At 69.7% G+C, this 12,122-nt stretch carries 10 protein-coding genes; all 10 read right to left on the bottom strand.

All coding sequences use genetic code 11. The annotated features are described in order from the left end of the window. Positions 1–68: 68 nt before the first annotated feature. The 10 genes from nuoL to B118_RS0111110 all read right to left on the bottom strand — a co-directional run bounded on the left by nuoL (position 69) and on the right by B118_RS0111110 (position 12,114). Positions 69–2,027 carry an NADH-quinone oxidoreductase subunit L gene (nuoL, locus tag B118_RS0111155; protein ID WP_018222466.1) on the bottom strand — a complete coding sequence of 653 codons (1,959 nt, stop codon included), beginning with the start codon at positions 2,025–2,027 and terminating at the stop codon, positions 69–71. A 13-nt stretch (positions 2,028–2,040) separates the two neighbouring features. Next, positions 2,041–2,358 (bottom strand): NADH-quinone oxidoreductase subunit NuoK, encoded by a 318-nt coding sequence (nuoK, locus tag B118_RS0111150; protein WP_018222465.1) that lies wholly within the window; start codon positions 2,356–2,358, stop codon positions 2,041–2,043. Beyond that, positions 2,355–3,125 carry an NADH-quinone oxidoreductase subunit J gene (locus B118_RS0111145; RefSeq protein WP_018222464.1) on the bottom strand — a complete coding sequence of 257 codons (771 nt, stop codon included), beginning with the start codon at positions 3,123–3,125 and terminating at the stop codon, positions 2,355–2,357. The genes nuoK and B118_RS0111145 overlap by 4 nt, the downstream gene beginning before the upstream one ends. Then, entirely contained in the window at positions 3,122–3,757 is a 636-nt protein-coding gene (gene nuoI, locus B118_RS0111140) for an NADH-quinone oxidoreductase subunit NuoI (RefSeq protein ID WP_018222463.1), read from the bottom strand. Before nuoI ends, B118_RS0111145 begins: the two co-directional genes overlap by 4 nt. 1 nt (position 3,758) lies before the next feature. Further along, the gene (nuoH, locus tag B118_RS0111135; RefSeq protein WP_018222462.1) at positions 3,759–5,105 is read right to left on the bottom strand and encodes an NADH-quinone oxidoreductase subunit NuoH; all 1,347 of its coding nucleotides are present in this window, start codon (positions 5,103–5,105) and stop codon (positions 3,759–3,761) included. Positions 5,106–5,166: 61 nt separating this feature from the next. Next, positions 5,167–7,686, bottom strand: a complete 2,520-nt coding sequence (locus tag B118_RS0111130; protein ID WP_028192773.1) for an NADH-quinone oxidoreductase subunit G — start codon at positions 7,684–7,686, stop codon at positions 5,167–5,169. Beyond that, positions 7,686–9,017, bottom strand: coding sequence for an NADH-quinone oxidoreductase subunit NuoF (gene nuoF / locus B118_RS0111125; RefSeq protein ID WP_018222460.1), 1,332 nt, complete (start codon positions 9,015–9,017; stop codon positions 7,686–7,688). The genes B118_RS0111130 and nuoF overlap by 1 nt, the downstream gene beginning before the upstream one ends. Beyond that, positions 9,014–9,922, bottom strand: a complete 909-nt coding sequence (gene nuoE, locus B118_RS0111120; protein ID WP_018222459.1) for an NADH-quinone oxidoreductase subunit NuoE — start codon at positions 9,920–9,922, stop codon at positions 9,014–9,016. Before nuoE ends, nuoF begins: the two co-directional genes overlap by 4 nt. A 32-nt stretch (positions 9,923–9,954) precedes the next feature. After that, positions 9,955–11,280, bottom strand: a complete 1,326-nt coding sequence (locus B118_RS0111115) for an NADH-quinone oxidoreductase subunit D (protein WP_018222458.1) — start codon at positions 11,278–11,280, stop codon at positions 9,955–9,957. A gap of 96 nt (positions 11,281–11,376) precedes the next feature. Further along, a complete protein-coding gene (locus B118_RS0111110) occupies positions 11,377–12,114 on the bottom strand; it encodes an NADH-quinone oxidoreductase subunit C (protein WP_018222457.1) in 738 nt (245 codons plus the stop codon). Positions 12,115–12,122: the final 8 nt, after the last annotated feature.

Here is a 12,122-nt window from a genome sequence, read left to right as displayed (position 1 = left end):
TCCGTCGTCACTGTGCGGTCCGCCGACGGCGGCCACCGCGGGGTTCCCCGACCGCCTCCTGAGGTCGATCACACCAGCCACCCCGCCTCGACGGCCAGGAAGGCCGCCACCACCAGCAGGGCACCAGCCAGGATCGAGGTGGCGTACGACCGGACGAAGCCGGTCTGCAGCCGCCGGAGCCGACCCGAGCCACCGCCGACGCCGGCGGCGAGGGCGTTGACCAGTCCGTCAATGCCCCGGTTGTCCAGGTAGACCAGCGCCCGGGTGAGGAAGATGCCCGGCTTCTCGAACACCGTCTCGTTGACGGCGTCGGTGTAGAGGTTCTTCCGGGCGGCGGTGACCAGCACCCCCGCCGGCTGCGGCTCGGTGGCCGTGCCGCGCCGGAACAGGAACCAGGCGAGCCCGGCGCCGATCACGGTTACCCCGATCGACAGGATCGTGATGGCGAGGTGCGAGAGCACCGTTTCGTGCGCGGCCTCCGAGCCACCGCCCAGTCCGGCGGTCGCCTCCAGCCACTCGGGGACCGGCCCGACCATCAGGGCACCGGCGCCGATCGAACCGACCGCGAGCAGGATCAGCGGGATCGTCATCAGCTTCGGCGACTCGTGCGGGTGGTCGATCTCCTCGGTCCAGCGAGCCGGGCCGTGGAAGGTGAGCACGAACAGCCGGGTCATGTAGAACGCGGTCAGGCCGGCACCGAGCAGGGCCGCCATGCCGAACAGCCAGGCCGTCCAGTCGTCCCGCTCGAACGCGGCCACGATGATCGGCTCTTTGGAGAAGAAGCCGGAGAAGGGCGGCAGGCCGATGATCGCCAGCCAGCCGGCCATGAAGGTCAACCAGGTGATCTTCATGTATTTCGCCAGCCCGCCGAAGCGCCGGATGTCGACCTGGTCTTTCATCCCGTGCATCACCGAGCCGGCGCCCAGGAACATGTTGGCCTTGAAGAAGCCGTGCGCCAGCAGGTGCACGATGGCCAGCGCGTACGCCGCGCCACCGAGGCCGACGCCGAGGAACATGTAGCCGATCTGGCTCACCGTCGACCAGGCGAGCACCCGCTTGATGTCGTCCTTGGCCATGCCGATGATGGCGCCGAGCAGCAGCGTCAGCGCGCCGACGCTCACCACGACCAGCTGCAGCGTCGAGTTCGCCGAGAAGATCGGGTTGGAGCGGGCGATCAGGTACACACCCGCGGTGACCATGGTGGCGGCGTGGATGAGCGCCGAGACCGGGGTCGGGCCCTCCATCGCGTCCGGGAGCCACGCCTGCAGTGGGAACTGACCCGACTTGCCGGCGGCACCGAGCAGCAGGAGCAGCCCGAGCAGCAGGACCGTGGTGGCGGTCAGCGAGCCGACACCGGAGAAGACCTCGTCGTACTGCGTGGTGCCCAGGGTGGCGAACATGATGAAGATGCCGATCAGCAGGCCGGCATCGCCGACCCGGTTCATCAGGAACGCCTTCTTACCGGCGGTGGCGGCGGCGGGCCGCACGTACCAGAAGGAGATCAGCAGGTACGACGCCAGCCCGACGCCCTCCCAGCCGAAGAAGAGCATCACGTAGTTGTTGCCGAGCACCAGCAGGAGCATGGCGGCGACGAACAGGTTGAAGTACGCGAAGAACCGCCGACGCCCCGGGTCGTGGGCCATGTACTCCACCGCGTACAGGTGGATCAGGAAGCCCACCCCGGTGATCAGCAGTACGAAGACCGCCGCCAACGGGTCGAAGAGCAGACCGAAGTCCACCCGGAGGTCACCGACCGCGATGAAATCCCAGAGGCTCAGCTCAACGGACCGGTTCTCCACGCCGCGGAGCTGGAAGAAGTAGGTCAGGCCAAGCAGGAACGCGACACCGACCGACGCGACACCCAGCCAGTGCCCCCACCGGTCCGCCCGCCGGCCGAGTAGCAGCAGGATCGCCGCGCTGACCAGCGGGATCGCCACCAGCAGCCAGACGCTGCCGAGCAACCCCTCGGCGGTCCCGTACGTGACGGCGCCCACCGGCTCGACGGGGGCTTTCGCCAGAATCTCCATCACCGCAGGCCCCTCAGTACTTCAGCAGGTTGGCGTCGTCGACGCTCGCCGAGCGTCGGGTCCGGTAGATCGCCATGATGATCGCGAGTCCGACCACGACCTCGGCCGCGGCCACCACCATCACGAAGAACGCAATGATCTGCCCGTTGAGGTCACCGTTGATCCGGCTGAAGGTGACCAGGGTCAGATTGGCCGCGTTGAGCATCAGCTCAACGCACATGAACAGCACGATCGCGTTCCGCCGGACGAGTACCCCGGCGGCGCCGATGGTGAACAGCACCGCGGCGAGGACCAGGTAGTAGTTCGGCTCGACCGAGAAGAACTCGCTCACTTTTCGGTCCCCTTCAACGTCGTGTCCTCGGCGGTCAGCTCACGGACCGGCAGGATCTCCGGGGTGCTCTGCTCGGCCAGCCGGCCGTCGGGCAGGCGGGCCGGCGTGGCGACCGACGAGGAGGTGGCGAAGACGCCGGGGCCCGGCTTCGGGCCGGGGTAGTTACCGGGACGGAACCGCGCCCTCATGGTGGCCGCCTGGTCCATCCGGTCCTCCCGGCGCCGCTCGATGTGCGCCAGCACCATCGCACCGACCGCCGCCGTGATCAGCAGCGCCGAGGTCAGCTCGAAGGCGAGGACGTACTTGGTGAACAGCAGCCGGGCGACGCCCTGCACGTTGCCCTCGGCGTTGGCCTGGGCGAGACCGGCGGCGGTGCTACCGGCCAGCGCCCGGTACATGCCGGTGCCGACGAGTCCAGCGAACCCGACGCCGAGCACCAGCGCCGCGACCCGCTGGCCGCGCAGCGTCTCGATCACCGAATCCGAGGCGCCGCGGCCCACCAGCATCAGCACGAAGAGGAACAACATCATGATCGCGCCGGTGTAGACGATGATCTGCACCAGGCCGATGAACGGCCCGGCCTGGACCACGTAGAAGACGCCCAGGCAGAGCATCGTCAGGACCAGCATCAGCGCCGAGTGCACCGCGTTGCGGGCGGCGACCATGCCGATCGCGCCGATCAGCGCCAGCGGGGCGAGGATCCAGAAGGTGACTGCCTCACCTCCGGGTACCGAACCCGCCGCGGCGAGCACCGTCTGCGTGGTCATGCTCCGTCTCCCTTGTCCGCCCGCTCTGCGGCCTGGTCGGCGCCGGGGAACTGCACACCGGGGTGCTCGCTGATCCGGTAGCGGCCGGGGCCCATCGGCGAGCGCTCCGCCCCGGCTGAGGTGCCCGGGTTCTCCAACGCGCCGACGTAGTAGTCCTTCTCGCTGTCACCCAACCGCATCGGGTGCGGCGGCTGCTCCATTCCGGACAGCAGCGGCGCCAGGAGCTGCTCCTTGGTGAAGATCAGGTCCTCGCGGTTGTCCCGGGCCAGCTCGTACTCGTTGCTCATGGTCAACGAGCGGGTCGGGCACGCCTCGATGCAGAGTCCGCAGAAGATGCAGCGGGCATAGTTGATCTGGTAGACGCTGGCGTACCGCTCGCCGGGGGAGAAACGCTCCTCCTCCGTGTTGTCGCCGCCCTCCACGTAGATCGCGTCCGCCGGGCAGGCCCAGGCACACAGCTCGCAGCCGATGCACTTCTCCAAGCCGTCCGGGTGCCGGTTGAGGATGTGCCGCCCGTGATAGCGCGGTGCCGCGACCGGCGGCTTGAACGGGTAGTCGGTGGTGACCACCTTCTTGAACATGTGCGAGAAAGTGACCCCGAAGCCCTTGAACGTTCCGGTGATCGCGCCCACGTCACACCTCCCTGGAGTCCGTGTCGGCGAGGTTGGCCGGCTCCCGCTCGGCGACAATGCGCTGGGTCCGCGGGCTCGGTGGTACCTGAAGGTCCAGCGGCGGCAGCGGGAAGCTGCCCGGCGGCCGGTTGTTGACCTCCTCGGCCAGCGTCGGCTTCGGCGCCGGCTGCCGGTTCGGCCAGAACAGGGTGACGATCAGCACCACACCGGCGATGGCCCCGTAGAGGATCAGCCGGTCCGCGCGCTCCCAGCCCTGGGTCTTCAGCCAACCCGCCAACACCAGGATCCACACCAGGTTGAGCGGAAGCAGGACCTTCCAGCCGAGGCGCATGAACTGGTCGTAGCGGAGCCGGGGCAGGGTGCCCCGCAGCCAGACGAAGACAAAGACGAGGAGGAGGACCTTGCCGAAGAACCACAGCATCGGCCACCAGCCGGAGTTCGCCCCATCCCAGAAGGAGGTGATCGGCCACGGCGCGCGCCAGCCGCCGAGGAAGAGTGTCACCGTGAACGCCGACATGGTCACCATGGCGACGTACTCGGAGAGCATGATCAGCGCGAACTTCAGCGAGCTGTACTCCGTCATGAAGCCGGCGACCAACTCGGACTCGGCCTCGGGCAGGTCGAACGGGGCCCGGTTGGTCTCCCCGACGATGGCGATGAAGAAGATGACGAAGCTCGGGAAGAGCAGGATCGCGTACCAGCCGGGCGCCGCGACATCCAAGCCGAAGAACTCAAGCTGGGGGCGTTCTCCCTGGGCCGCGACGATCCCGCTGGTCGACATCGTGCCGGAGAGCATGAAGACCGCCACGACGGAGAGGCCCAGCGCGACCTCGTACGAGATCAGCTGTGCGCTGGAGCGCAGGCCCCCCAGGAGCGGGTAGGTCGACCCGGAGGCCCAGCCCGCCAGCACCACGCCGTAGACCGCCATCGACGAGCAGGCCAGGACCAGCAGCACCGCCACCGAGACATCGGTGACCTGCAGCGGCGTCTGGTGCCCGAAGATGCTGACCATCGGGCCGAAGGGCATCACCGACAGCGCGGTGACCGCACAGACCACCGAGATGACCGGCGCGAAGAAGTAGACGACCTTGTCCGCGGAGCGCGGCAGGATGTCCTCCTTGAAGGCCATCTTCATGCCGTCCGCGAGCGTCTGGAGCAGGCCGAACGGGCCGAGCTGGTTGGGACCCGGCCGGACCGCCATCCGGCCGACGACCCGCCGCTCGAACCAGACGCCGAGCAGCGTGGCCAGCAGGCCGAACGCGAACGCGAAGACAATCTTGATCAGGACCAGCCACCAGGGGTCCCGGCCAAAATCGGCCAGCGTCGGTTCCTGGGCGAGGAAGGTCACTGTGCCCACCTTTCGGTCGCGACTGCGAGGCTGACTCGCCCCACTCGTGCTCTCCCCACCCTCACTGGACACCGCCGGAGTTGAGGAGCGGGCCCGGGCGGTCGGTCACGTCGGCCGCGACTTGCGCGTCGGACTGCGGGGGAACGGTCGAGCCGGTCGTACCGGCGGAGATCCGCACCACGGTGCCGGCCGCGACGCCAAGGCTGCGGCGGAGGGTCGATCCGGGCGAGTTGGTGGGCAGCCAGACCACGCCGTCCGGCATCTCCGTCACCACCACCGGCAGGGTCACGCCGCCGCGTTCGGTGCCGACGGTCACCGCGTCCGAGTCGGCGACGCCGATCGACTCCGCGGTGCTCCGGGCCAGCCGGATCACCGCTGGGCGGGCCGTACCACCGAGGTGCTCGTCCCCCTCGGTCAGCGTGCCCAGGTCGATCAGCTGGTGCCAGGTGGCCAGCACCGCCTCGCCGGCGCCCGGCTGCGGTACGGCCGCCGGGGCCACCGTCGGCGGGGCCGGCTTCGTGGTCCGGGTACGCGGCAGCTCGCCCAACTCGCGGCGGACAGCCGGCACGTCAGCGGTGCCGAGCCGTACGTCAAGCTGCGCGGCGAGCGCGTCCAGCACCCGGCCGTCGGTCATCGCGGCGGTGTTCAGCACCGCCTCGAAGGGGCGCAGCCGTCCCTCCCAGTCCAGGAAGCTTCCCGCCTTCTCCAGCACCGGGGCGACCGGGAGGACCACGTTCGCCCGCCGCGTCACCGCGCTGTTGCGCAGCTCAAGGCTGACCAGGAAGGGCACCGTGTCCAGCGCCTGCTCGGCCAGTCGGGGGTCGGCCAGGTCCGCCAGGTCGACGCCGGCGACGACCAGCGCGCCGAGTTCGCCGGCGCTCGCCGCGGCGAGGATGGCGTCCGTGTCCCGGCCCGCCTGACTCGGAATGGTTCCGGCCGGCACATCCCACGCCTCGCCCAGCTCGGCGCGGGCGGCGGGCTCGGTGACCAGACGGCCACCAGGGAGCAGGTTCGGCAGACAGCCCGCGTCCACCGCGCCCCGGTCACCGGCGCGCCGCGGCACCCAGGCCAGCTTGGCGCCGGTACGCCGGGCCACCTCCGCCGCAGCGGAGAGCCCACCCGGGGTCTCGCCCAGCCGCTCACCGACGAGCAGGACCGCCCCCGGCTGGCTGAGCGCCTCGGCGACCGTCGCGTGCTCGGCGAGCACGCTCGCCTCCTCACCCGGCACCACCCGGGCCAGCTTGGCACCGAGCTTCTCCAGACCACGGGTGGCGAACGGCGCGATGGCGTAGACCGTCAGATTCTTCTTCAGGTGCGCCTTGCGCAGCCGCAGGAAGAGGATTGGGCACTCCTCCTCCGGCTCCAGGCCGACCAGCACCACCGCGGGCGCCTGCTCGATGTCGGCGTAGCTGACATCGGTGGCTCCGGCGACCGAGCTGGCCAGGAAGTCGGCCTCCTCGCGGGAGACCGGCCGGGCCCGGAAGTCGAGGTCGTTGGTCTGCAGCGCGATCCGGGCGAACTTCGCGTACGCGTAGGCGTCCTCGACGGTCAGCCGACCGCCGGTGAGCACCGCCGTACCCGATCCACCGTCGCGGGCGGCCCGCAGCCCGTCGGCGGCGACCGTCAACGCCTCGCTCCAGGAGGCCTCGCGTAGCTCGCCGGTGCGCTCGTCCCGGACCAGCGGCGTGGTCAGCCGGTCGGTGGCGCGGGCGTACTGGAAGCCCCAGCGCCCCTTGTCACAGTTCCACTCCTCGTTAACCGCCGGGTCGTCGCCGGCCAGCCGCCGCAGCACCTTGCCCCGCCGCCAGTCGGTGCGCTGGGCGCAGCCGGCCGAGCAGTGCTCGCAGATGCTGGGGCTGGAGACCAGGTCGAACGGGCGGGCGCGGAAGCGGTACTGCGCGCCGGTCAGCGCCCCCACCGGGCAGATCTGGATGGTGTTACCGGAGAAGTACGAGTTGAACGGCACGTCGCCGTCCTCGCTCTCCGAGTCGCCATACGCCTCGTCCCGGTAGATGTTGATCTCTTCTGCCGACGAGCGGTTCATCAGGTCGATGAACTTGTCGCCGGCGATCTCCTCGGAGAACCGGGTGCACCGCTGGCAGAGCACGCACCGCTCGCGGTCGAGCAGCACCTGCGTGCTGATCTCCAGCGGCTTCTCGTACTCGCGCTTGTGCTCGTGGAACCGGGAGTCGGTGCGGCCGGTCGACATCGCCTGGTTCTGCAGCGGACACTCGCCGCCCTTGTCGCACATCGGGCAGTCGAGCGGGTGATTGACGAGCAGCAGCTCCATCATCCCCTCCTGCGCCTTCTTGGCGACCGGGGAGGAGAGCTGCGTCTTTACCACCATGCCGTCCGCGACGGTCTGGGTGCAGGAGGCGACCGGCTTGCGCTGCCCCTCCACCTCGACCAGGCACTGCCGGCAGGCCCCCACCGGGGCCAGCAGTGGATGGTCGCAGAACCGAGGGATCTCAACGCCCATCTGCTCGGCCACCCGGATCACCAGCTCCCCCTTGGGCGCGGTGACCTCAATACCGTCGATGGTGAGCGTGACCGTCTCGGTCTGCTTGGCTACGTCCGTCATCAGTGGGCTCCCACCAACTGCTTGTCGGAAAGCTTCGGTGCGGTCCGGCCCTCGACATAGTCGAGGTAGTCCTGCTTGAAGTACTTCAGCGAGGAGGTCACCGGGCTGGTGGCACCGTCACCGAGGCCGCAGAACGAGCGGCCGAGGATGTTGTCGCAGGTGTCCAGGAGCGTGTCCAGGTCCTCCTGGGTGCCCTGGCCGGAGAGGATCCGGCGGTAGACCCGGACCATCCAGTAGTTGCCCTCCCGGCACGGGGTGCACTTGCCGCACGACTCGTGGTGGTAGAACTCCAGCCACCGGTACGTCGCGTAGACCGGGCAGTCCTGGTCGGAGAAGATCTGCGTCGCCGTGGTGCCGAGAATCGACCCCGCCGCCGCCACCCCCTCGAAGTCCAGCGGCACGTCCAGGTGGTCGGCGGTCAGCAGCGGCGTTGACGAGCCGCCCGGCGTCCAGAACCGCAGCGAGTGCCCCGGCTGCATGCCACCGGCCAGCTCGATCAGCTCGCGGAGCGTGACCCCCATCGAGCACTCGTACTGGCCCGGGTTCACAACCCGACCGGAGAGCGAGTAGATCATCGGCCCGGAGGACTTCTCCGTGCCCATGCTCCGCCACCAGGCGGCGCCCCCCAGCACGAGATACGGAACCGAGGCGATGGTGCCGACGTTGTTCACCACCGTCGGGCTGGCGTACAGACCGTGGGTCGCCGGGAACGGCGGGCGCAGCCGGGGCTGGCCGCGGAACCCCTCCAGCGAGTCCAGGAGCGCGGTCTCCTCACCGCAGATGTACGCCCCGGCCCCCGAGTGCACCACCAGCTCCAGATCGAAGCCGCTGCCGAGGATGTTCTTCCCGAGGTAGTTCCGGGCGTACGCCTCCTGCACCGCGTGGCGCAGCCGGCGGGCGGCGTGCACCGCCTCGCCGCGGATGTAGATGTAGGCACGGTTGGCCCGGATCGCGTACGACGCGATGATCACACCCTCGATCAGGGAGTGCGGGTCGTGCGTCATCAGCGGCAGGTCCTTGCAGGTGCCCGGCTCACCCTCGTCCGCGTTGACCACCAGGTAGTGCGGTCGGGTCGGGGCCCGACCGTCCGGCTCCTGCGGGATGAACCCCCACTTGAGGCCGGTCGGGAAGCCCGCGCCGCCCCGACCGCGCAGCCCGGAGTCCTTGACCAGCTGGATCAGGTCGTCCGGGTGGGCACCCAACGCCTTGCGTAGCGCGGCATAACCATCCAGCCGCTCATAGGTGCCGATCCGCCAGGCGTCCGGCGACAGCCACCGCTTGGTGAGCACCGGCGTGAGCTTGGCCAGCGTCTCCGGCCGAGGAGTGGTCACTGGTCTGCGCCCCTTTCGTTCCCGGCCGCATCTCCCATGCCCGCCGCTGCGTCCTTCAACGAGCGCTCCTTCACCGGCGCGTCGTCCCCCGCGGGCTTGGCGTCGCTGGCGGGTTTGGCGTAACCGGCCGGCCGGCTCTCCTGGGCCGCGCCAGTCGAACCGGCGGCGGGCTTGGCGGCCTCGGCCTTCGCCTTCGCCTCGGCGGCGGCCTGCTCGGCCTCGGCCTTGCTGCGGATCGGCGTGTTCGGGTCGAACCCAGTGACCGCGATGCCGTGCTCCTGCGCCAGCCGCAGCCCACGCACGGTCGGCTCGCCGGGGCCCCCATCGGCGACCGCGCCCTCCCGCTCGTCGGCGAAGCCGGCGAGCTGCACCGACATCTCCTTCAGCCGGCAGAGCCGGGCCCCGCGACTCGGGGTCGGCTGGTTACCGGCCCGCAGCTCGTCGACCACCCCGACCGCCGTCTTCGGGTCCACGTTGTCAAAGAAGTCGTAGTTGACCGTCATCACCGGTCCGTAGTCGCACGCCGCCAGGCACTCGGCGTGCTCCAGGGTGATCGTGCCGTCGGCCGTGGTCTCCTCGTGCCCGACACCGAGGTGCTCGACCAGGGCGTCGTACACCTCCTGGCCGCCCAGCACGTTGCACATCGTGTTGGTGCAGACGCTGACCAGCCAGTCGCCGGTCGGCCGCCGCTTGTACATCGTGTAGAACGAGGCGACCGCACCGACCTGGGCCTTGTTCAGCCCCAGCACCTCGGCGCAGAACGCGATGCCGGCCGGGGAGACATACCCCTCCTCCGACTGCACCAGGTGCAGCAGCGGCAGCAACGCCGAGCGGGACCGATCGGCCGGATACCGAGCGATGATCTCCCGGGCCCGCGCCCGGGTCTCCTCGGAAAACACGGTCATCGGTGCCCCCTTTCCGTTCGCGACTGCGTCACTCACCGGTCACACCCACCCATCACCGGGTCCAGCGAGGCGCCACCGGCGATCACGTCCGCGATCAGGCCGCCCTCGGCCATCGCCGGCAGGGCCTGAAGGTTGACGAAGCTCGGCTCCCGGTAGTGCACCCGGTACGGCCGGGTCCCCCCGTCGGAGACCGCGTGCACCCCCAACTCGCCCCGGGGCGCCTCAATGCCCACGTACACCTGGCCGGGCGGGACCCGGAAGCCCTCGGTGACGAGCTTGAAGTGATGGATCAGCGACTCCATCGACTGCCCCATGATCTTTGCCACGTGCTCCAGCGAGTTACCCATGCCGTCGACCCCGATGGCGAGCTGCGCCGGCCAGGCGATCTTGCGATCCGCCACCATCACCGGGCCCGGCCGGAGCCGGTCCACCGCCTGCTCGACGAGCTTCAACGACTCCCGAATCTCGGCCAGCCGGACCAGGTACCGGCCCCAGACGTCACCGTCGGTGTGGGTCGGCACGTCGAACTCGTACGTCTCGTAGCCGCAGTACGGCATCGTCTTGCGCAGGTCCCAGGCGAGGCCGGCGGAGCGCAGCACCGGGCCGGTCACGCCCAGCGCGAGGCAGCCGGTCGCGTCGAGCACCCCGACGTTCTGCGTCCGCTCCAGCCAGATCGGCTGACCGGAGAGCATCTTCTCGTACTCCGCGAGCTTCTTCGGCATCAGCTTCAAGAAGTCACGGATCTTGGCGATCGCCTCGTCCGGCACGTCCTGCGCCACCCCACCCGGGCGGACGTAGGCGTGGTTCATCCGCAGCCCGGTGATCAGCTCGAAGATCTCCAGGACGTACTCCCGCTCCCGGAAGCCGTAGAGCATCATGTTGATCGCGCCCAGCTCCATGGCCGTGGTGGCCACCCAGACCAGGTGCGAGGAGATCCGGTTGAGCTCCATCATCAGGACCCGGATGGTGGTCGCCCGCTCGGTGATCTGCTCCTCGATGCCGAGCAGCTTCTCCACCGCCAGCGCGTACGCCGTCTCGTTGAACAGCGGGGCGAGGTAGTCCATCCGGGTCACGAAGGCCGAACCCTGGACCCAGTTCCGGAACTCCATGTTCTTCTCGATGCCGGTGTGCAGGTAACCGACGACCGAGCGGAGCTCACGGACCGTCTCGCCCTCCAGCTCCAGCACCAGCCGGAGCACCCCGTGCGTGGACGGGTGCTGCGGACCCATGTTGACGACGATCCGCTCGTCGTTGATCGGATCGGTACCGGAGAGGACGACATCCCAGTCCCCGCCGGTGACGGTAAAGACCTTGCCCTCGGCGGTCTCCCGCTCGGTGGCGTAGTTGGACGCGCTCACTCTGCCTGCCCTCCATTCGCGACTGCGGGGCTCGCAAGCTCACTCCTCGCGCTCACCGTCCCTGCCCTCCATTCGCGACCGGGCTCGCAAGCTCACTCACTGGTACGACCTCCGGCGGTCCGGTGGCGGGATCTCGGCGCCCTTGTACTCGACCGGCACGCCACCCAGCGGGTAGTCCTTGCGCTGCGGGTGGCCCTCCCAGTCGTCCGGCATGAGGATCCGGGTCAGGCCGGGGTGACCGTCGAAGACGACGCCGAACATGTCGTACGTCTCCCGCTCCTGCCAGTCGGCGGTCGGGTAGACGCTGGTCACGCTGGGCAGGTGCGGCTCCTCGACGGAGACCGCCGTCTCCAGCCGGACCTGACGCCGGTAGGTCATCGAGGTCAGCTGGTAGACCACGTGCAGCCGGCGGGCGTCGGCGCCGAGGTAGTCCACCCCGGATACCGACGAGAGGAGCTCGAACCGGAGCGAGAGGTCGTCCCGCATCACCTGGCAGACCTCGGCGATCCGCTCCGGACGGATGTGCAGGGTCAGCTCACCCCGGTCAACCACGACCTTCTCGATCGCCTCGCCGAAGGCCGGGTACGCCTCCTCCAGCGCGTCGGTGACCTCGTCGAAGTAGCCGCCGTACGGCCGCGTGGCCGCCTCGATCGACCGTTGCGGGCGGACCAGCCCGCCGTAGCCGGAGACATCACCGGTGCCCTGGTCGCCGAACATCCCCCGCCCGGCGGGGCTCGACGGGGGTAGCTCGGCCGGAGCGCCGCCGGTGGCCCCGGCCGGGGTCACCGGTACCGGCACGCCGCCGTCGTCCGTCCTGTCCTGGGGTGCGCTCATGTCACCGG

It is taken from the genome of Salinispora pacifica CNR114, from assembly GCF_000514775.1.
Classification (GTDB): domain Bacteria; phylum Actinomycetota; class Actinomycetes; order Mycobacteriales; family Micromonosporaceae; genus Micromonospora; species Micromonospora pacifica.
Note: the sequence above shows the minus strand (reverse complement) of the source record. Positions and strands in the feature narration are given on the sequence as shown.

Bases quoted from the DNA above. Each gene is read 5' to 3' on its own strand.
- nuoL (WP_018222466.1), bottom strand. From the start codon at position 2,027: ATGGAGATTCTGGCGAAAGCCCCCGTCGAGCCGGTGGGCGCCGTCACG.
- B118_RS0111145 (WP_018222464.1), bottom strand. From the start codon at position 3,125: ATGACCACGCAGACGGTGCTCGCCGCGGCGGGTTCGGTACCCGGAGGT.
- B118_RS0111130 (WP_028192773.1), bottom strand. From the start codon at position 7,686: ATGACGGACGTAGCCAAGCAGACCGAGACGGTCACGCTCACCATCGAC.
- nuoE (WP_018222459.1), bottom strand. From the start codon at position 9,922: ATGACCGTGTTTTCCGAGGAGACCCGGGCGCGGGCCCGGGAGATCATC.
- B118_RS0111110 (WP_018222457.1), bottom strand. From the start codon at position 12,114: ATGAGCGCACCCCAGGACAGGACGGACGACGGCGGCGTGCCGGTACCG.